Here is a 19,991-nt window from a genome sequence, read left to right on the forward strand (position 1 = left end):
GGAGCAACAGCGCCGCCGGGTTCAGCAGGTCGGCGACCCGGGTCGCGGGCCGCTTCATCATCGCGGACGACGCCATGCTTTCGAGTGAACCACGACCCGGACGTTACAACCGGCCCAAAACGGGCACGCCTAGCCCATGAGCACCCAATTCGGTGTCCCGGCCTCCGGGCCGGCGCGCCACGCGGCGAGCGCACCGACGAGCGCGTTCGACTCGCCCCTGCTGATGTGGTGGGTGATCGTCGTGCTGATCGCCGCGGTGGTCGTCGCGGGCATCTTCGCCATGGCGTAGGCCGCGCTGAGGCTCGTCTGGCCGGCGCGCGCCGTGTGAGACGCTGCCAGGGTGTTGGCGATGCGGAGCCGGCTGGCCGGCGTGCTTGGCGGCTACCTGGCCGACGTGGCACTGGGCGACCCGGCGCGGGGGCATCCGGTCGCGGCGTTCGGCCGGGTGGCCGCCGAGCTGGAGGCCGTGACCTACCGCGACAGCAGGCTCGCGGGGGCCGTGCACGTCGGCGTGCTGGTGGGAGCGGTGGGCCTGCTCGGCGCCGCCCTGCAGCGGGCCGCCGAGCGCGGCGGCCGGCCCTGGTCGGTCGCGGCCACCGCCGCAGCCACTTGGGTGTCGGTGGGCGGGACCTCGCTGACGCGCACCGGCCTGGCGATGTCCGAACTGCTGGAGCGCGGGGACGTCGAGGGCGCGCGCCGCCTGCTGCCGTCGTTGTGCGGGCGCGATCCGGCCCGGCTGGACGCCGTGGGCCTGACGCGTGCATCGCTGGAATCGGTCGCCGAGAACACGTCCGACGCCCAGGTGGCGCCCCTGCTGTGGGCCGCCGCGGGCGGGGCGCCCGCGGTGCTGGCGTACCGCGGCATCAACACACTGGACTCGATGGTCGGCTATCGCTCGGCTCGCTACGCCCGATTCGGTTGGGCGGCAGCACGATTGGATGACGCGGCGAACTATGTCGGCGCACGGGCGACTGCGGTGCTGGTGGTTCTGTGCGCGCCCTTCGTCAGCGGGTCGGCCTCGGGGGCGGTGCGGGCCTGGCGCCGCGACGCCGCCCGTCACCCCAGCCCGAACGCCGGCGTCGTCGAGGCGGCATTCGCCGGCGCGCTGGGCGTGCGCCTCGGCGGGCCCACCCAATACCGCCACGAGCTGCAGATCCGGCCCACCCTGGGCGGCGGCCGCGAGCCGACGGTCGCCGACCTGCGGCGCGCGGTGGCCCTGTCGCGGGCGGTGCAAGCGGCGGCGGCGCTGCTGGCGGTCATGTTGTGTTACCTGCGGCGGCCGTAGCGGTCGGCGAGTTTCGCCTCCACGGTCGTCGGCGGCTCCGGGGCCTGGTCCACCGCCACCTGGGGTTGCTTTTCGCGGCGGCGGGCGCGGATCTCGGAATACACGAAGTAACCCAAACCCAGCGGGGCGACGACGCCGAACGAAATCCACTGGATGCCGTAGGACAGGAACGGACCGGCGTCCAGATGCGGCACGCCGATCACGCCGAGCCCGCCGGGCTGGTCCTCGGTCAGCTGGAGATAGGAGCCGGCTAGGGCCACCTTGGTCAGCGCCGCGACCTGTTCGGTGTTGATCGAATAGACCTGCTGCGCGCCGTCTTGAGTGAACGGTTCTCTGCCCGGGGCGACGGCCTCGGGATCGCGCAGCCGCGCGGTGATGGTGACGGGCTCCTGGGGTGGGCGGGGGATCGGCGGCACATGGGAGCCCTGCTCGGGCCGCACGTAGCCCCGGTCGACGAGGACGGTGGGTCCGTCGTCGACGACGAACGGTGTCAGCACCTCGAACGCGGGTTTGCCCTCGATCACCCGCAACCGCGCCAGCACCTGGACATCGGGCAGGTAGTGCCCGGTGGCCGTCACGCGGCGCCACTGCGCGTTCGGAGCGGCCGAATCTTGCTGCGGTAGAAGTGTTTTCAACGGGACGGGCCCGGTGTTGAGGGAATACTCGATCTGGTGGTTCTCCCGCGATGTCCGGTTGTGCTTGCCCAGCTGCCAGGGCGCCAGCACCGTGAAGCACAGGTAGGCGAACGCGATGACCACCAGCGCCAGCGCGATCCAGCCGGGCCGCAGCAAGAACGCCAACCGACGCATGTCAGCCAGATCCGTTCCGGTCCAGCCGATCGTCGACCCAGGCGTGCAAGCCGGGCAACGAGGCCTCGATGACGGCGAACGCGTCCTCGAAGTCCTGCGCGTCACCGTAGTAAGGGTCCTCGACGTCGAGCGCGTGGGCGCCCGACCGCGGATCGAACGACCTGAGCATCCGCACCCGCTCCTCGTCGACGCCCAGCTCGCGCAGCATCCGAAGATGGTTGCGGCCCAAGGCCACCACCAGGTCGGCGGCCAAGTGGTCCTCGTCCACCTGTGCGGCGCGGTGGTCGGTCGAGTAACCGTGGGCGCGCAACACGTCGGTCGCCCGGTCGTCGGCGCATTCCCCGACGTGCCAGTTGCCGGTGCCCGCGCTGCTCACCCGGACCGCGTCGGCCAGGCCGCGGCGGCGCAGCTGGTCGGCGAACATCTTCTCGGCCATCACCGACCGGCAGATGTTGCCGGTGCACACGAAGGTGACGTGCAGCTGCTCGCGCTCAGACACCGAGCACCGCCCGCAGTTCGTCCACGGTCGCGGCGTGCGTCACCGCCGTGGCCCCGGTGGCCGCCGCGCCGTCGGGGAAGTCGTCGCGCCCATAGCCCCAGCCGACCACCACGGTGTCGATGCCGTGCGCGGCCGCGCCGTGCACGTCGTGGCTGCGGTCGCCGACCATGAGCACCCGCTCGGGCAGGGGCTGCAGCTGTTCCAGTGCGTGCGCCAGCACGTCGACCTTGGATTTGCGCGAGCCGTCGGGGCTCGCGCCGGCGATGACCTCGAAATGCCGATCGAGCCCGAAGTGGGCCAGGATGCGGCTTGCGGTCGGCTCGAGCTTCGAGGTGGCCACGGCCAGCCGGACGCCGGCGGCCTTTAGGTCGGCCAGCAGCGGCTCGATGCCGTCGAACAGGGTGTTCATCGCCCAGCCGCGGTCGGCGTATTCGGCGCGGAAGGCCGCGATCGCCCGCCCGGCGTCCTCGCCCAGCATCGAATGGAAGGTGTCGTCCATCGGCGGGCCGACGATCTGGGCCACCAGGTCGCCCTCGGGGACGTCGACGCCGACCTGCTCGAGCGCGTGCAGGAAGCTGGCCACGATCCCCTCCGCGGAGTCGGTGAGGGTGCCGTCGAGGTCGAAGATCACCAGCTCGGTCGTCAGGCGCGGCGAAGGGCGATCGGTGGACGTTGTGCCTGTCACCTCACCATTGTCCTCGACGCCCGGCGGCCGGGTGTGCCGGTGTCGCTGCCACACCCGGACGCGGCACACTAGTGTTTCTCGGATGGCGAGTCTGAACATGAGCCCGCCTGCGGCGCGCTACCACGGTGATCAGGCCGTCGCGCCCGGGATGCTGGATTTCGCCGTCAACGTCCGTCACGCCCGGCCACCCGAGTGGCTGGTGCGGCGGCTGGCCGCGCGGCTGCCGGACTTGGCGCGCTATCCGAGCGCCCAGGACGTGTGCGCGGCGCAGGACGCGGTCGCCGAGCGGCACGGCCGGGCCCGCGACGAGGTGTTGCCGCTGGCCGGGGCGGCCGAGGCGTTCGCGTTGTTGAGCAACCTGCGCCCGGCGCGGGCGGCGATCGTCGCGCCCTCGTTCACCGAGCCCGCGGCGGCGCTGAGCGCGGCCGGGGTGCCCGTGGACCACGTGCTGCTGGAGCCGCCGTTCGGCCTGGACGGCGTGAGGATCCCCGAGGACGCCGACCTGGTTGTGGTGGGCAACCCGACCAACCCCACCTCGGTGCTGCACACCCGCGAGCAGCTCCTCGCGCTGCGGCGGCCAGGCCGCATCCTGGTGGTCGATGAGGCGTTCGCCGATTCGATCCCGGGCGAACCGGAGTCGATGGCCGGTGACTCGCTGCCCGACGTGGTGGTGCTGCGCAGCCTGACCAAGACCTGGGCGCTGGCCGGGTTGCGGGTGGGCTACGCCCTGGGCGCACCGGAAGTGTTGGATCGCCTCACCGCTCAGCGCGCCCACTGGCCGGTGGGCACGCTGCAGCTGGCGGCGATCGCGGTGTGCTGCGGCCCGCAGTCCGTCGCCGAGGCGGCGGCGGGTGCGGCGCGCCTGACGGAGTTGCGCGCCGAGATGGTGGCCGGGCTGACGTCGGTGGGCGCCGAGGTGGTCCACGGCCAGGCCCCGTTCGTGCTGTTCCACCGGCCGGACGGTGTCCGAATCCGAAAAACTCTGCAGTCCAAGGGGATTGCCATCCGTCGCTGTGACACATTCGTCGGCCTGGACGAGCGCTACCTGCGGGCCGCGGTGCGCCGGGAATGGCCGCTGCTGGTCCAGGCCATTTCGGAGGTGCGCCCGTGAGCGTGCGGCTGGCCGACGTCATCGACGTGCTGGACGAGGTCTACCCGCCGCGGTTGGCCGAACCTTGGGATTCGGTGGGCCTGGTGTGCGGTGACCCTGACGATGCGCTCGAGTCGGTGACCGTTGCGGTCGACGCGACGCCGGCCGTCGTCGACGAAGTTCCCGACGGGGGGCTGCTGCTGGCCCATCACCCGTTGCTGTTGCGTGGGGTCGACACCGTGGCGGCCAGCACGCCCAAGGGCGCGCTGGTGCACCGCATGATCCGAACGGGGCGTTCGCTGTTCACCGCGCACACCAACGCCGACTCGGCTTCCCCGGGCGTCTCGGATGCGCTCGCCGAAGCCCTCGGCCTCATCGTCGAGGCGCCCCTGGAGCCGCGCACGGACGCGACCGACCTCGACAAGTGGATCGTCTACGTGCCGCGCGAGAACGCAGAAGCGGTGCAGGCGGCCGTGTTCGAGGCCGGCGCCGGGCACATCGGAGACTATTCGCACTGCAGCTGGAGCGTCAGCGGCATCGGGCAGTTCCTGCCGCACGAAGGGGCGTCCCCCGCGGTGGGCAGCGTCGGCACCGTCGAGCGGGTAGCCGAAGACCGCTTCGAGGTGGTCGCGCCCGCGCGGATCCGGGCCGCCGTCCTGGCGGCGATGCGCGCCGCCCATCCCTACGAGGAGCCGGCGTTCGACCTTTTCGCGATGGTGCCGCCGCCCGGCGGCGCCGGATTGGGTCGCATCGGCACCCTGCCGCGGCCGGAACCCCTGCGCGACTTCATGTCCCGCGTCAACGCCGCCTTGCCGGCCACGGCGTGGGGGGTCCGCGCGGCGGGCGATCCCGACCTGCCGGTGTCCCGGGTCGCCGTTTGCGGCGGCGCTGGGGACTCGCTACTGGCGAATGCTGCCGCGGCGGGCGTGCAGGCCTACGTGACGGCCGACCTGCGACACCATCCGGCCGACGAACATCGCCGAGGCTCGGATGTGGCGCTGGTGGACGTGGCGCACTGGGCAAGTGAATTTCCGTGGTGCCACCAGGCCGCAAACCTGTTGCGGTCCCGTTTCGGTGCGGCGCTGACGGTGGGGGTATGCACCATCCGCACCGACCCCTGGAACATGGGGCAGTGCGGCGACGAGACTGGGGGTGAGGCGTGATGAAAGCCGAAGTCGCTCAGCAGCGTTCGCTGCTCGAGCTGTCAGAACTGGATGCGGAGCTGTCCCGCATCACGCACCGGGCCGGCCATTTGGCGGAGCAACAGGCCTGCGAGCGGTTGCAGGACGAACTCAACGCCGCCGCCGACCGGGTGGGCGCCATTCGGATCGCCTTGGAGGACATCGACGTCCAGGTGTCACGGTTCGAATCCGAGATCGATGCGGTCCGGCAGCGCGAAGACCGCGACCGGTCGCTGCTGCAGTCCGGTGCCGCCGACGCCAAGCAGCAGTCCGACTTGCAGCACGAGCTGGAGACGCTGACGCGCCGTCAGGGCAGCCTGGAAGATTCGCTGCTGGAGGTGATGGAGCGCCGCGAGGAGCTGCAGTCCCAACTGGACGACGCGCAGGGCAAGGTCGAGGCGCTGGAGGCCGAATTGGCCGGCGCCCGAGAAGCCCTCGACGCCGCGCTCGCCGAAATCAGCGCGGCCCGGCAGGCCCATTCGTCGCGCCGCGAGACCCTCACCGCCGAACTGGATCCCGCCCTGGCGGCCCTCTACGAGCGGCAACGCGCCGGTGGAGGGCCGGGCGCCGGACCGCTGCTGGGGCGCCGATGCGGCGCTTGCCGACTCGAGATCGACCGCGGCGAGATGTCCCGCATCTCGGCCGCCGCCGACGACGACGTGGTGCGATGCCCCGAATGCGGCGCGATCCTGTTGCGGGTCAAGGGGTTCGACCAATGAAGGTCGTGATCGAGGCCGACGGCGGGTCCCGGGGAAATCCCGGCCCGGCGGGTTACGGCGCCGTCGTGTGGACCGAGGACCGCTCGACAGCGTTGGCCGAGAACAAGCAGGCCATCGGCCGGGCCACCAACAACGTCGCCGAATATCGAGGCCTGCTGGCCGGTTTGGAGGACGCCGTGGCGCTCGGCGCCTCCGAGGCTGCGGTCTTCCTGGATTCCAAGCTGCTGGTAGAGCAGATGTCGGGGCGGTGGAAGGTCAAGCACCCCGACCTGGTCGAGCTGCACGGCCAGGCCCGAGCGCTGGCCGCACGATTCGACCGGATCAGCTACACGTGGATTCCGCGCGAACGCAACTCCTATGCCGACCGGCTGGCCAACGAGGCGATGGACGCGGCGGCCGTCAGCGACCTGGCGGACGAACCCGAGGAGCGCGCGGTCGAAACCCCGAAAACCGTTGCGCCGCAATCCCCGCAGGCGCCCGGCTGGACGGGCGCACGGGGCACGCCGACCAGGATGCTGTTGCTGCGGCACGGCCAGACCGAGCTGTCGGCGCAGCGCCGCTATTCGGGCCGCGGCAATCCGGCGCTCACCGACGTGGGTCGCCGGCAAGCCGACGCTGCGGCGCGTTATCTGGCCGGGCGCGGCGGGATCTCGGCGGTGTTCGCCTCGCCGCTGCAGCGGGCCTACGACACCGCGGCCCGGGCGGCCAAGGCGCTCGGCCTGGACGTGACCGTCGATGACGATTTGATCGAGACCGATTTCGGCGCCTGGGAGGGGCTGACCTTCGGCGAGGCCGCCGAGCGCGACCCGGAGCTGCACGGTCGCTGGCTGCGCGACACCGGCACCACTCCGCCGGGCGGAGAGAGCTTCGACGACGTGCTCGACCGGGTCGTCCGGGCCCGCGAACGGATCATCGCCGCGCATCCGGGTACGACCGTGCTGGTGGTATCGCACGTGACGCCGATCAAGATGCTGTTGCGGCTGGCGCTGGAGGCCGGTCCGGGCATCCTCTACCGCCTGCACCTGGACCTGGCATCGCTGAGCATCGCCGAGTTCTATCCCGACGGGGCGTCTTCGGTGCGCCTGGTGAACCAGACCGGGTATCTGTAGCTGGGTTAGGAGACGTCGATGCAGCCGTCTGAGCCGATCCGTGAATCCATTCCCGCCGATGTCCGGGCGCGGCTGATGCCGGCGGTGCTCGATGAGTTGTCCCGCTGGGGTGTGGAAAGGTTCAGCATCGAGGCGTTGGCTGACCGTCACCGCCTCGACGCGGCCATGGTGTACCGGTACTGGGGGGATCGGCGCCAACTCATCGTGGATGCGGTGCTTTCCGACCTGGAGAGCGAGATCTCGGGGACCGACACCGGCTCACTGCGCGGCGACCTGGAGGCGCTGGCGCGCAACGTGACCAATCGGATCAACACCAACATCGGCCGCACAATGCTGCGCGCGTTGGTGATGGACAGCCGCGGCGGGCACGACGAAGCCACTCGACTGCGCTTCTGGCACGCGCACTTCGCAGCCGTGCGCGCGGTCGTGGACCGCGCCGGGGAGCGGGGGGAATTGCGGGAGGGCGTCAACACCCTGGCCGCCGTGCAGATCGTACTGGCGCCGCTCAACATTCGCGCCCTGTACTCCGACGTCCCCGTCGACGACGACTATTGCGCGGCGATCGTCGACATGGCGTGGCATGCCCTGGCCAGCCGCTGAGCCTGGCCGTAGCATCCGGCGTATGCGAAGGACGTTCGTCGCCACATTCGCCTTCGGGCTGATCGTCGCGTTGTTCGGTTCGATCTGGGCGCTGCAGGGATTCGGGGTGCTTGGCGGCAGCCCGATGAGCAACACCACGACATGGTCGGTCATCGGCCCCATCACGGCGGTCATCGGTGCCGTGATCGCGGTCGTCAGCTGGCGGAAGCTCTCGTCGAGATAGTGCGTCATGTCCCGCTGACGGTGAAGTCCACCGTGTGCCAGCCGGTGGCGCCGTCGGGAACGGGTGCGGCCCTGTCCGAGGTCTGAGTGGCCCCGGTGTTGTCGGTGGCGCGCACCGTGATGGTGTGCTGCCCTGGCCTTTCCGCCTGCCAGGGAAAGCGCCACAGCCGCCACGTTTCGTTGGAGTAGCTGGCGCCCTGTTCGGCGGCGTGCCAGGCGCCGTCGTCGATGCGGACTTCCACGGACCGCACGCCGCGATTCTGCGCCCAGGCGACGCCGCCGAAAACCACCGGACCCAGCGGCACCCGCTCGCCGCTTTTCGGCACGTCGATCCGCGACTCGGTCTTGACGGGTGCGCGCGCTGCCCAGCCCTGCCGCGTCCAGTACGCCTGCGCCTTGTCGAAGCGGGTCAGTTCCATGTCGACGACCCATTTGGTGGCCGACACGTATCCGTACAGCCCCGGCACGATCAGCCGGGCCGGATAGCCATGCTCGATCGGCAGGGGCTCACCGTTGAGGGCGATGGCCAGCAGCGCGTCGCAGCCATCGGTGAGCGCATCCACCGGTGTGCCGGCGGTGAACCCGTCGATCGACGTCGACAGCACCATGTCGGCCTCGGGACGCACACCGGCCGCCGCCAACAGATCGGCCAGGCGATACCCGGTCCAGATCCCGGTCGAAATGAGTTTGCCGCCAACGGGATTGGACACGCAGGCGAGTGTCGCCACCTTTTCGACCACCTCGAAGCCAGCCAGGTCGGCGAAGCCGTAGGTGGCTTCCCGGCTCACCATGCCGTGAACGCGCAGCCGCCAGTCGGAGCGGCTGAGTTGGGGGACGGCGAGCGCGGTGTCCACCCGGTAGAAGTCGGCGCTGGGCGTGATAAAGCTCGGCAGCGCAACGCCTTTCGGTTGCACATCGGCGGGTACCGGGGGGGTCGGGGTGCGCGGATCGGGCAGCGTGAAGCTGGTGCGGTCCGCGGCGACCGAATGCACCAACCGCGTGAAGACCGCGCCCGCCACGCCGCTCACAACTCCGAATCCCAGCACGCCGACCACGACCAACCTGCGCCTGCCGGCATCCGGCTCGTCATGTTCGCCGGTGTCTGCGGGGCGGAAACGACGGGTGAGCAGGCGCAGGACCGCGACGCCGCAGGCCGCGCCCGCGATGGTCGGGATGGTGTCCAGCGCCGTCGCTCCCGGCCGCGACAGCACCGCGACGCAGCCGAGCGCGCCCGCCGCGGCGATCACGGCGCTACCGACTGGGCGGCGCCGCGTCTCGAATGTTCCGGCGATGCCGGCGATTGCAGCGATCACCACCAGCACGGCCACGGCGAGGAAGAGCTTGTCCGACGAGCCCAGGGACTGAATCGCCCACTCTTTGACCGGGCCCGGTGTCAGGTCGACGACGGCCCCGCCGACCGCGGCCCGGGCGTCGGCCCGCCCGCCGAACGGGATGCCGACCAGCTGAGCCACCCCGAGCGCGACGGACGCGGCGGCAACCCCGGCCATCATCCGCTCGTTCGACGGCACGCTAGCCACCGGAGTCACGTTGTGCCTCAACGGAACAGGGAGACGGCGCCTTCGGGGCAGTTCTGCTCCGCGGCGACGGCCCGCGCCTCGAGGTTGCCAGGGACGTCACCGACCAGCACGACGAACGCGTGCGGTGACCGGAACACCGGGCTCGATTCGGGCAACGCCTTGTACGTCGGCTGCGGCTCCGCGAGGCCCGTCACCGTTGGGTCGACGAAGCCTTCGGTATCTGTCATCTGGTCAGACTGGCACCAACATCCCCGTCGGGCAATGGTCTTCCCTCAGGCCGCGTCGTGGAAGATCAGCCCCATCGCGTAGCGTTCGCCGGACCGCACGATCGAAACGCCGTGGCGCACCGGCGCCGCGGACCAGCCACGGCTCGAGGGCACCGGCCGCTCGCGCGTGGTGAACACGAACCCGTGCCCGTGTGGCAGTTGGGTTGCCATGCCGCGGGATTGCGCGCGGGCCCGCTGCTCCACGAGCAGGAATTCGCCGCCGGTGTAATCGGTGTCCGGGTGGCTGAGGTTGATCACCACCTGCAGCGGAAAGACCAAGTCGCCGTAGAGGTCTCGATGCAAGGCATTCCAGTCGCCCGAGCCGTACCTGAGCATCAGCGCGGTGGACCTGGTCTGGCCGGCCGCGTGGCAGATGGCCAGCCAATCGTCGAGGCAGTCCGGCCAGGGCGCATCGCGGCGCAGCCTGCCCCACCAGTCACGGGCGATCGGCAGCAGGCGCGGGTAGAGCGCCTGTTTGAGGTCTTCGATCGGCTCGGGATAGGGCGCGTGGAAATAGCGATACTGCCCGGCGCCGTACCGCCGGGGCGCCATGTCGACGGTCGAGCGGAACAGGGTGTCGTCGTCGTAGAGCCGGCGGAGCCGGGCGGCCTCGTTGTCGGTGACCAAGCGCGGCAGCAGCGCCCCGCCGTACTCGTCGATCGCGGCAGCGATGGCGTCCCAGTCGCCGGACTCGACGCGCTTCTTCCATCGGGACATCGGCGCCCTTCCGTGTGCCTGTCTGCGACGTCCACGATAAAGCCGCTTTAGCGGGGCAGGGAAAGCTGCTGGCCCCGGGATCGCGCGGGTAGTACCGTGGATCGTCGCGGACGAGTTGGCCGGGCGGCCGCGGACCGTCGCGAGGCGGTTCGAGGAAAGTCCGGACTTCACAGAGCAGGGTGATTGCTAACGGCAATCCGAGGTGACTCGCGGGACAGTGCCACAGAAAACAGACCGCCACCCTCGCGGTGGTAAGGGTGAAACGGTGCGGTAAGAGCGCACCAGCATCCCGGGTGACCGGGGTGGCTAGGCAAACCCCACCCGAAGCAAGGCCAAGAAGGCCGCGCCGTGAGGCGCGGCCGCGCAGGCGTTCGAGGGTTGCTCGCCCGAGCCTGCGGGTAGGCCGCTCGAGGCACCCGGCAACGGTGTGTCCAGATGGATGGTCGCCGCTGCGCGTCTCCGGTTACCGGCGGCGCGCAGAACAGAATCCGGCTTACAGGCCAACTCGTCCGCCCCGCTCAGCGCTGTGCTTTGTGCACCGCCTTGGCGAGTTTGCGCAACGCGTCGTCGAGTTGCTGCTCGCACCGCTGGGCCAAGTCGGCCTCCTGCTGATACAGCAGGCCGTAAGTGAAGGTGTCCTCGCCGGCGGCGTGTGCGGCTTCGGATTCGTGGCCCAGGTGCTCCCGGCTGACCACGCTGTCCTGGTGATCGCCGAGCAGCGACTGGACGGCCTTCGCCTGTTCGGACACCTTGTCCTGACCGGTGGCCGCGGCGGTGTAGCGAAGGCGCTTGGCCCGCTTGCGGATCCGATGGATCGCCTCGTCGCGCTCATGGGGATGGTCGGGGTGGCTTTCGTCCACCTGAGCGGCGGCCTTGGCGGCTTTGCGCACCTTCTTGTAGGCGGCGTCGATGGTGACCGGCGCATGGTCCTCGCCCGTGGCGCTGCCGGGGGGTTGGGCCGCAATCGCATCGAGGGCGTCGAGCAGGCGGAAATAGCGCTGCGACCGCATAGCCATCAGCGACCGGCGCAGCCCGGTCTGGTAGCGCCGCTGGGCACCGCCGACCAGGCGTTCGTGCACCGGTCCGCGCACCAAATCCGACGCTAGCCCGTCCAATTCGCGCTCGTAACGCTCAGCGAGCACCTCGGCGTCGCGCGCGATACCGAGGATCCCGGCCAGCTCGCGCAGCTCGTCGAGCACCCAGCCGTCGTCGGGCAATCCGAACGACTCCTGATAGTCGCGCAGCAGGCTGCGCAGCTTGCGGGTCGTGACCCGCATCTGGTGGATGGAATCGAAGGCGTCGGCCCGCACGGCGCGGTCCCACACCAGCAGTTCACGGATCTGCTCGGCCACCGCGCGTTGCAGCGGGTGCTCGGCGGGGTCGGCGTCGGGTTGCGGTGTCGTGCCGAGTACCCGGGCCAGCTTGGAGGCGTGGCCGGCGGGTGCGGCGCCGGCGTCCAGCAGCCGGTTACCCAGCCGGTTGAGCAGATCGGTGTCCGGGGCGCCGTTGGACTCGACGAGTTCGAGTTCCCACTCACGCCACTCCTGCTGGGTGGGCTCCAGGTCGGCGTCCTCGGAAGTGCGGGCCGACCACGCGGTGACGTGGTCATTGCTGAACTCCGCCAACGCCGCGCCGTCGGCGGCGTACAACACCTGGCTTTCGCGCTGGGTGGTGATGCGCGCGACCGGTACCAGGGGGCGGTCGCGGACGATCGCCAGCACGACGTCCACCAAGTCCTCCGGCACCGTGTCGGGCCCGGACGCGTCCAGCGGCATCCGGACCTCGGTGCGCGCCTCGGGACCGGTGGGCAGCTTCAGGTGCCACCCCGCGTCGGAGCCACCCGTGCGGCGGCGCAGGGTGACCTTGTTGCGGGCGAGGTCCTGGTTGGGGGTGTCGAAGTACGTCGCGTCCAGCGTCTGGACCGGCGACTTGTCGACGTGCGCCACCGCGGCAATGCCTTCGAACGAAGGTGACACGGCGGACTCGCCGACATCGAACTTGCGCTCGACCTCTAAATGCCGGGAGGTTTGTGGCGCTTTTGCAGGCATTTTCGGCTCCGTTGAGGGCGCGTCGCCGCGGCCTTGAACGTCGGGGACGGTGGTGATGGGCTCCCATAGCCTGCCATACCGTGGTTACACGAATGGCGGCGATGGCCGCCGCGTGGCATAGGCCGACGTCGCAGAATCGATGGTCAGTAGCTCAGCCGGGCGGCGGGTCTTCGCGCAGATGCATCGCCAGGCCGCTCAGCTCGCGAATCGCCTGAACCTCGGGATCGCGGAACGGCCGTCCGTCGGGCGCGAGCAGGTCGTGGAACCACTCGGCGGGCACGGCGTGGTACGGGTGCTCCCATGAGTCCCAGGGGAATACGGTCTGGGTTTTCCCGGCGACCAGCCCCCAATTGAACGCGCCGACGTTGTAGCGCTTGGCGACCGGCAGGATGCTCTGGACCGTGCTGCCCAACGACCGGGCCATGTATTCGGTGCACAGGATGGGGCGCCCCTGGGGTGTGAGCTCGGCGATGCGGCTTTCGAATTCCGCCGGCTCGGCATAGGAATGGAACGTGATCACATCGGAGTTGTCCAGCTGGATGCCGCTGATCACGCTGCGACTCCCGGGGTCCGCCCACTCGCCGTCCCAGACTCCGCTCGTGAGCGGTTGCGACGGATCGACCGAGCGGGCCCAGCCGAACACCTGGGGGAGCAGGTCGGCGACGAGATCGAGCTTGTCGTCCCGCTCGACCGAGCGGTAGTACTTCGACGGGTTGTCGGGCTCGTTCCACAGGTCCCAGCCCAAAACGCGGTCGTCCGTGCGGAACTGGGTCAGCACCCCGGTGACGTAGCCGCGCAGTGTTTGAACGTAACCGCGGTCACCGAGGCGTTGCGCGCCCGGGCTCTGCACCCAGCCGGAGTTGTGCACGCCCGGCGTCGGCGCGCGTTGTGGACCGGCCTCGGGCCGCGGATCCCAACAGGAGTCGAACAAGACGAACAGTGGCTTGATGTCGTGGCGCGCCGCGATGTCGACGAACTGGGCGAGGCGGGCCTGGAAGCCTCGAGGGTCCTGCGTCCATAGCTGGTCGTGCAGGAAGACCCGCACAGCGTTGAGCCCGTTGGCGCGGGCCCAGCCGAGTTCGGTGTCGATGCGTCGGGGATCGAACGTCTCCGGCTGAAACATCTCTAGCTGGTTGATCGCGTTCGAGGTGATGTAGTTCGCCCCGACCGGCCAGCCCTGCGCCTGATACCAGCGGTTGGCGCGCTCGACGGACCAGCGGCCCGCCTGCGGAGAGGTGCCGGGCGCGGGCTGCGCCGCCGCGCGTGGTGTGTTGGCCAGTGCGGTGCCTCCTGCCAGCAGCAGCGGTATCTTCAGCACCGTTCGGCGGTGCACGAAGTCACCGCGAGTCCCCCGGTCGATATGCTCACCCTTGCTTAAGTCGAGAACTTACCCAAGAGCCATCGTACGCGCTTGCCACACAACGAGTTTCGGTTTGGCCGTCAGCGGCGTCCGGGTTGGTCAGAAGCAGTGCTGGTCGGCGGGAAAAGCGCCCTCTGCGACCTCTTGCGCATATTGCATCGCGGCCCGCCGCAATTCCCCACCGATGTCGGCGAACCGCTTGACGAAGCGGGCGGCCTTACCGCTGCTGACGCCCGCCATGTCCTGCCAGACCAGTACCTGACCGTCGCAATTCGGGCCCGCCCCGATGCCGATGGTCGGGATGGTCAGCTTGCCGGTGATCTGGGTGGCCAATTCGGCCGGCACCATCTCCATCACGACGGAGAACGCTCCGGCTTCCGCGACGGCGATCGCGTCCGCGACGGTCTGTTCGGCGCCGTCGCCGCGGCCCTGCACCCGGAAGCCGCCCAGGCTATTCACGCTCTGTGGCGTGAACCCGATGTGGGCCATCACCGGGATGCCCGCCGCGGTGAGGCAAGCGATCTGCTCGGCCACCCGCTCGCCGCCCTCGAGTTTGACGGCGTGCGCGCCGCCCTCCTTCATGAAGCGGGTGGCGGAGGCCAAGGCCGCGGCCGGTCCCGCCTCGTAGCTGCCGAACGGCAGGTCCGCGACGACCAGGGCGTGCCGGGCGCCGCGCACCACGCCGCGGACTAACGGGATCATCTCGTCGATCGAGACGGGCACTGTGGTGTCGTAGCCATAGACGACATTGGCGGCCGAATCGCCGACCAGCAAGACCGGAATGCCGGCTTCGTCGAAGATCCGGGCGGTGGAAAAGTCGTAGGCCGTCAGCATGGCCCACTTGTGCCCTTCGGCCTTCATCTTCTGCAGGTGGTGGGTGCGGATTTTGGTGAGCGCCGGTGTCTGCTCGGACGTGGCTGCACCATAAACGTTCTGCTCAGACATCATTGTCCTAGTGGTGGTCGGGTCGATCCTCGTGGCCCTGATTGGGGTCCCCGGGTTCGTCTGACGGTGCCATTCTGCCATCTCCACTGCGCCGTTGCACCGTCGGTGTGATGTGAGACATGCCATGCGGGCATGCAGCGGCTCAGTGGCCAATGAGTTTGCGACGGCGCGGGAAGAGCTGCTGGCGGCCGCCCGGTAGCCGGATGGTGGCGCCGCTCATGAGGATCTCAGGTTTCCTCTGGCAGCATATGTGGGCATGGGTCTGTCTCGCCGCGTCAAGGTCGCGCGCACGCTGCTGGTTTGGACAACGGTCGCTGCCGTAGCGCTCCTTCTCGCGGGTTGCGTGCGCGTCGTCGGTGGGCGCGCCCTGCTGGCCGAGCCGAAGCTGGGGCAGGCGGTGGAGTGGACACCGTGTCGGTCGGCGAACCCTAAGGCCAAGATTCCCGCTGGAGCGCTTTGCGGCAAGCTGGCGGTGCCCGTCGACTACGACCACCGCGACGGCGACGTGGCGACGCTGGCGATGATTCGCTTTCCCGCGACCGGGGACAAAATTGGCTCGTTGGTGATCAACCCGGGTGGTCCCGGTGAGTCCGGCATCGAGGCCGCGCTGGGCGTCGTGCAGTCGCTGCCCAAGCGGGTCCGCGAACGGTTCGACCTGGTTGGCTTCGACCCTCGCGGGGTCGGGTCGTCCCGGCCGGCGGTCTGGTGCAACTCCGACGCCGACAACGACCGGCTGCGCACCGAGCCGAACGTCGACTACAGCCCGGCGGGTGTGGCCCACATCGAGGACGAGACCAAGGAATTCGTCGGCCGCTGCGTCGGCAAGATGGGCAAGAACTTCCTGGCCAACATCGGCACGGTCAACGTCGCGCGTGATCTGGACGGGATCCGCGCGGCGCTCGGCGACGACAAGCTGACCTACCTCGGCTATTCGTATGGCACCCGGATCGGCTCGGCCTACGCCGAGGCATACCCGGACAAGGTGCGAGCGATGATCCTCGACGGCGCCGTCGACCCCAACGCCGACCCGATCGAGGCGGACCTGCGCCAGGCCAAGGGATTTCAGGACGCCTTCAACGACTACGCGACCGAGTGCGCGAAGCAACCGACCTGCCCGCTGGGCACCGACCCGGGTAAGGCCGTCGACGTCTACCACAGCCTGGTCGACCCGCTCGTCGACCCCAACAATCCGATGGTCGGCCGGCCGGCGCCGACGAATGACCCACGGGGACTGAGCTATAGCGACGCCATCGTCGGCACCATCATGGCGCTGTACTCGCCGACGTTGTGGCACCACCTGACCGACGGACTCAGCGAACTGGTCAACCACCGGGGCGACACCCTGCTCGCCCTGGCCGACATGTACATGCGCCGCGACGCACACGGTCACTACACCAACGCCACCGACGCTCGGGTCGCGGTCAACTGCGTCGATCAGCCGCCGATCACCGACCGGGCCAAGGTGATCGACGAAGACCGGCGCTCGCGGGAGATCGCGCCGTTCATGAGCTACGGCACGTTCACCGGCGACGCGCCCCTGGGCACCTGCGCGTTCTGGCCGGTACCGCCAACGAGTAAGCCGCACACCATCTCCGCGCCCGGGCTGGCGCCGACCGTGGTCGTGTCGACCACTCACGACCCGGCGACCCCGTACAAGGCCGGCGTCGATTTGGCCAACCAGCTGCGCAGTTCGCTGCTCACCTACGACGGCACCCAGCACACGGTCGTGTTCCAGGGCGACGGGTGCATCGACAACTACGTCACGGCGTACTTGGTCGGCGGCGCCACGCCGCCCAGCGGCGCAAAGTGCTAGCGCGCGTACGGGTCTGAGGTCAAGCGCAATCCAACGCGCCGGTGCAGCGGCGCAGACGAGACCAAGGCGTAACCGTTTCGCGCCGATTCGGGTACCCGAGGCTGACACGATGACAGCCATGTCGCGCCTGAGATCCTTGAGCTCGGCGCTGGTGTCATTCGGGCTGCTGGTCGCCCCGTCCGCGGTGGCATTGCCGCTGGCCGGCGCGACACCGGAACCCGGCGCGGGGCAGACCCCAGCCCCCATGCCGTCCGCCGCAACCCCGCAGACGTGGGGGAGTTGCGGTCAATTCGGCACGGACACAAAGGATATCCCGACCGCGCAGTGCACCACTGTCTCGGTCCCGATCGACTACGACAATCCCGGTGCGGGGCAAGCCAAGCTAGCCGTGATCCGCGTTCCGGCAACCGGCCAACGGATCGGCTCGCTGTTGGTCAACCCGGGCGGACCCGGCGGGTCCGCGGTCGACATGGTGGCCGGCATGGCGTCGAATCTGGAGGGCTCGCCCATCAGAGGCAACTTCGACCTGGTCGGCTTCGACCCGCGAGGGGTGGGCCACTCGACCCCGGCCCTGCGCTGCCGGACCGACGCCGAGTTCGACGCCTACCGCCGCGAGCCGATGGTCGACTACAGCCCGGCCGGCGTGGCGCACATCGAACAGCTCTACCAACAGGTGGCTCAGCAGTGTGTGAACCGGATGGGCACCGGTTTTCTGGCCAACGTCGGCACCGCGTCGGTGGCCCGCGACATGGACACGGTCCGCCAGGCGCTGGGCGACGATCAGATCAATTACCTCGGCTACAGCTACGGCACCGAGCTGGGCACCGCGTACCTGGAGCGCTTCGGTGCCCACGTCCGGACCATGGTGCTCGACGGCGCGATCGACCCGACCGTCGGCCCGGTCGACGAAAACGTCCAACAGATGGCGGGATTCCAAACCGCCTTCAATGACTACGCCGCCGACTGCGCCCGCTCGCCCGGGTGCCCGCTGGGCACCGATCCGGCCCAGTTCATCAACCGCTACCACGCCCTGGTCGACCCGCTGGTCGCCAAGCCGGGCCGCACCTCGGACCCCCGCGGCTTGAGCTACGCGGACGCGACCACCGGCACCATCAACGCGCTGTATACCCCGGCGCACTGGAAGTACCTGACGAGTGGGCTGCTCGGGTTGCAGCGCGGCACCGACGCGGGCGACCTGCTGCTGCTCGCCGACGACTACGAGGGCCGCGACCGCGGCGGGCACTACACCAACGATCAGGATGCTTTCAATGCGATCCGGTGCGTCGACGCGCCCACACCGAAGGACGCGGCGAGCTGGGTGTCCGCCGACCAGCGCATCCGCCAGGCGGCCCCGTTCCTCAGCTACGGCCAGTTCACCGGGAACGCGCCCCGCGACCTGTGCGCGCTGTGGCCGGTTCCGGCCACGTCGACGCCGCACGCCGCGTCGCCCGCCCCGCCCGGCAAGGTCGTCGTCGTCTCCACCACGCACGACCCCGCCACCCCGTACCAGGCGGGGGTCAACCTGGCCCGCCAGCTGGGCGGCCCGCTGATCACCTACGACGGGACGCAGCACACCGCCGTGTTCAACGGAGACCAATGCGTGGACTCCGCCGTCACGCGCTACCTCGTCGCGGGCACCTCGCCGCCCCCGGCCTACCGCTGCCAGCCCTGAGCAGCCTGTTTGCAATGTTCGCAATGGTTCCGATCGCGAGTCGGTAACACAGAATTAACAGCGGTTGCCTACTGTTTCGGTTATGGATCGCCAGAAGGAATTCGTCCTCCGCACCCTGGAGGAGCGGGATATCCGCTTTGTTCGGCTGTGGTTCACCGATGTGCTCGGCACGCTCAAATCGGTAGCCATCGCCCCGGCCGAACTCGAAGGCGCCTTCGAGGAAGGCATCGGCTTCGACGGCTCCTCAATCGAGGGCTTTGCGCGGGTCTCGGAATCCGACACGGTGGCCAACCCCGACCCGTCGACCTTCCAGGTGCTGCCCTGGGCCACCTCCTCCGGTCACCACCACTCGGCACGGATGTTCTGCGACATCACCATGCCCGACGGCTCGCCGTCCTGGGCCGACCCGCGGCACGTGCTGCGCCGCCAGCTGCAGAAGGCCAACGACCTCGGCTTCTCCTGCTACGTGCACCCCGAGATCGAATTCTTCCTGCTCAAGCCCGGCGCGAACGACGGGACGAGGCCGGTTCCGGTCGACACCGCCGGCTATTTCGACCAGGCGGTGCACGACTCGGCCTCCAACTTCCGTCGGCACGCCATCGAGGCCCTGGAGTTCATGGGCATCTCGGTGGAGTTCAGCCACCACGAGGGCGCGCCCGGCCAGCAGGAGATCGACCTGCGCTTCGCGGACGCCCTGTCGATGGCCGACAACGTGATGACGTTCCGCTATGTCATCAAAGAGGTCGCGATCGACAACGGCGCGCGGGCGTCCTTCATGCCCAAGCCGTTCGCCGAGCATCCCGGCTCGGCGATGCACACCCACATGAGCCTGTTCGAGGGCGACGTCAACGCGTTCCACAGCCCGGATGACCCGCTGCAGCTGTCCGACGTGGGCAAGTCGTTCATCGCCGGGATCCTTGAGCACGCCTCCGAGATCAGCGCGGTCACCAACCAATGGGTCAACTCCTACAAGCGGCTGGTGCACGGCGGCGAGGCGCCGACCGCGGCGTCGTGGGGCGCGGCGAACCGGTCGGCTCTGGTGCGGGTGCCGATGTACACCCCACACAAGACGTCGTCGCGGCGCATCGAGGTGCGCAGCCCGGACTCGGCCTGCAACCCGTATCTGGCCTACGCCGTGCTGCTCGCCGCCGGGCTGCGCGGGGTGGAGAAGGGCTACGTGCTGGGGCCCCAGGCCGAGGACAACGTGTGGGACCTGACCCCCGAGGAGCGCGTCGCGATGGGCTACCGCGAGCTGCCCACGAGCCTAGACAGCGCGCTGCGCGCGATGGAGTCCTCCGAGCTGGTCGCGGAAACCTTGGGGGAGCACGTTTTCGACTTCTTCCTGCGCAACAAGCGCTCGGAGTGGGCGAACTACCGCAGCCACGTCACGCCCTACGAACTGAGCACCTACCTGTCGCTGTAATCGACGCGAG

At 69.6% G+C, this 19,991-nt stretch carries 20 protein-coding genes and 1 other RNA gene; 12 read left to right on the forward strand and 9 right to left on the reverse strand.

Translation table 11 applies throughout. The features are described from left to right. The first annotated feature begins 136 nt into the window (after positions 1-136). Together A5695_RS28775 and A5695_RS22500 are read left to right on the forward strand one after the other, a co-directional pair. Positions 137-289: a hypothetical protein gene (locus tag A5695_RS28775; RefSeq protein WP_156749806.1), complete on the forward strand. Its 153-nt coding sequence runs from the start codon at positions 137-139 to the stop codon at positions 287-289. Positions 290-349: 60 nt separating this feature from the next. Then, on the forward strand, positions 350-1,285 hold the full coding sequence (locus A5695_RS22500; protein WP_068087479.1) for a cobalamin biosynthesis protein: 936 nt from the start codon (positions 350-352) through the stop codon (positions 1,283-1,285). Here the strand turns inward: A5695_RS22500 and A5695_RS22505 are convergent. Genes A5695_RS22505 through A5695_RS22515 form a run of 3 tightly spaced genes read right to left on the reverse strand, consistent with a single transcriptional unit; the run spans position 1,267 to position 3,278 of the window. Further along, positions 1,267-2,094, reverse strand: a complete 828-nt coding sequence (locus A5695_RS22505; protein ID WP_068087481.1) for an SURF1 family protein — start codon at positions 2,092-2,094, stop codon at positions 1,267-1,269. The genes A5695_RS22500 and A5695_RS22505 overlap by 19 nt on opposite strands. Position 2,095: 1 nt before the next feature. Next, positions 2,096-2,593: a low molecular weight protein-tyrosine-phosphatase gene (locus A5695_RS22510; RefSeq protein ID WP_068087484.1), complete on the reverse strand. Its 498-nt coding sequence runs from the start codon at positions 2,591-2,593 to the stop codon at positions 2,096-2,098. Then, positions 2,586-3,278: an HAD-IA family hydrolase gene (locus A5695_RS22515; protein WP_231974945.1), complete on the reverse strand. Its 693-nt coding sequence runs from the start codon at positions 3,276-3,278 to the stop codon at positions 2,586-2,588. The genes A5695_RS22510 and A5695_RS22515 overlap by 8 nt, the downstream gene beginning before the upstream one ends. 82 nt (positions 3,279-3,360) lie before the next feature. Here A5695_RS22515 and cobC point away from each other — a divergent pair, with 82 nt between their 5' ends. Genes cobC through A5695_RS22545 form a run of 6 tightly spaced genes read left to right on the forward strand, consistent with a single transcriptional unit; the run spans position 3,361 to position 8,200 of the window. Continuing rightward, positions 3,361-4,389 (forward strand): Rv2231c family pyridoxal phosphate-dependent protein CobC, encoded by a 1,029-nt coding sequence (gene cobC, locus A5695_RS22520; RefSeq protein ID WP_068087487.1) that lies wholly within the window; start codon positions 3,361-3,363, stop codon positions 4,387-4,389. Then, on the forward strand, positions 4,386-5,531 hold the full coding sequence (locus tag A5695_RS22525) for a Nif3-like dinuclear metal center hexameric protein (RefSeq protein ID WP_068087491.1): 1,146 nt from the start codon (positions 4,386-4,388) through the stop codon (positions 5,529-5,531). The genes cobC and A5695_RS22525 overlap by 4 nt, the downstream gene beginning before the upstream one ends. Next, the gene (locus A5695_RS22530) at positions 5,531-6,268 is read left to right on the forward strand and encodes a zinc ribbon domain-containing protein (protein ID WP_068087493.1); all 738 of its coding nucleotides are present in this window, start codon (positions 5,531-5,533) and stop codon (positions 6,266-6,268) included. Before A5695_RS22525 ends, A5695_RS22530 begins: the two co-directional genes overlap by 1 nt. Next, entirely contained in the window at positions 6,265-7,377 is a 1,113-nt protein-coding gene (locus tag A5695_RS22535; protein ID WP_068087496.1) for a bifunctional RNase H/acid phosphatase, read from the forward strand. The genes A5695_RS22530 and A5695_RS22535 overlap by 4 nt, the downstream gene beginning before the upstream one ends. An 18-nt stretch (positions 7,378-7,395) precedes the next feature. Continuing rightward, complete coding sequence (locus tag A5695_RS22540) at positions 7,396-7,977, forward strand: TetR-like C-terminal domain-containing protein (protein WP_068087499.1); 582 nt, start codon at positions 7,396-7,398, stop codon at positions 7,975-7,977. A 22-nt stretch (positions 7,978-7,999) separates the two neighbouring features. Beyond that, a complete protein-coding gene (locus A5695_RS22545) occupies positions 8,000-8,200 on the forward strand; it encodes a hypothetical protein (protein WP_068087502.1) in 201 nt (66 codons plus the stop codon). Between the two features lie 4 nt (positions 8,201-8,204). Here A5695_RS22545 and A5695_RS22550 read toward each other — a convergent pair whose 3' ends face one another. From A5695_RS22550 to A5695_RS22560, 3 genes are read right to left on the reverse strand one after another with little or no spacing between them, the layout of a single operon-like run. Continuing rightward, the gene (locus A5695_RS22550) at positions 8,205-9,710 is read right to left on the reverse strand and encodes a molybdopterin-dependent oxidoreductase (protein WP_068087552.1); all 1,506 of its coding nucleotides are present in this window, start codon (positions 9,708-9,710) and stop codon (positions 8,205-8,207) included. A gap of 44 nt (positions 9,711-9,754) precedes the next feature. Continuing rightward, positions 9,755-9,964 carry a hypothetical protein gene (locus A5695_RS29860; protein WP_068087506.1) on the reverse strand — a complete coding sequence of 70 codons (210 nt, stop codon included), beginning with the start codon at positions 9,962-9,964 and terminating at the stop codon, positions 9,755-9,757. 45 nt (positions 9,965-10,009) lie between these two features. After that, a complete protein-coding gene (locus A5695_RS22560) occupies positions 10,010-10,720 on the reverse strand; it encodes a 2OG-Fe(II) oxygenase (RefSeq protein WP_068087509.1) in 711 nt (236 codons plus the stop codon). Between the two features lie 111 nt (positions 10,721-10,831). Here A5695_RS22560 and rnpB point away from each other — a divergent pair. Further along, positions 10,832-11,232: RNase P RNA component class A (gene rnpB, locus A5695_RS22565), an RNA gene on the forward strand. 6 nt (positions 11,233-11,238) lie between these two features. Here rnpB and A5695_RS22570 read toward each other — a convergent pair. The 3 genes from A5695_RS22570 to panB all read right to left on the reverse strand — a co-directional run bounded on the left by A5695_RS22570 (position 11,239) and on the right by panB (position 15,073). Then, positions 11,239-12,768, reverse strand: a complete 1,530-nt coding sequence (locus A5695_RS22570; RefSeq protein WP_068087512.1) for a CYTH and CHAD domain-containing protein — start codon at positions 12,766-12,768, stop codon at positions 11,239-11,241. A 151-nt stretch (positions 12,769-12,919) separates the two neighbouring features. Continuing rightward, entirely contained in the window at positions 12,920-14,101 is a 1,182-nt protein-coding gene (locus A5695_RS22575; protein ID WP_068087515.1) for a 1,4-beta-xylanase, read from the reverse strand. 126 nt (positions 14,102-14,227) lie between these two features. Next, entirely contained in the window at positions 14,228-15,073 is an 846-nt protein-coding gene (panB, locus tag A5695_RS22580; RefSeq protein ID WP_068087554.1) for a 3-methyl-2-oxobutanoate hydroxymethyltransferase, read from the reverse strand. A gap of 250 nt (positions 15,074-15,323) precedes the next feature. Here panB and A5695_RS22585 point away from each other — a divergent pair, with 250 nt between their 5' ends. The 3 genes from A5695_RS22585 (at position 15,324) to glnA (ending at position 19,981) form a co-directional block, all read left to right on the forward strand. Further along, a complete protein-coding gene (locus A5695_RS22585) occupies positions 15,324-16,886 on the forward strand; it encodes an alpha/beta hydrolase (RefSeq protein WP_156749807.1) in 1,563 nt (520 codons plus the stop codon). Positions 16,887-16,995: 109 nt separating this feature from the next. Beyond that, on the forward strand, positions 16,996-18,558 hold the full coding sequence (locus tag A5695_RS22590) for an alpha/beta hydrolase (RefSeq protein ID WP_156749808.1): 1,563 nt from the start codon (positions 16,996-16,998) through the stop codon (positions 18,556-18,558). An 82-nt stretch (positions 18,559-18,640) separates the two neighbouring features. Further along, complete coding sequence (gene glnA / locus A5695_RS22595) at positions 18,641-19,981, forward strand: type I glutamate--ammonia ligase (protein ID WP_068087525.1); 1,341 nt, start codon at positions 18,641-18,643, stop codon at positions 19,979-19,981. Positions 19,982-19,991: the final 10 nt, after the last annotated feature.

Source organism: Mycobacterium sp. E1747, assembly GCF_001667775.1.
Lineage (GTDB): Bacteria > Actinomycetota > Actinomycetes > Mycobacteriales > Mycobacteriaceae > Mycobacterium.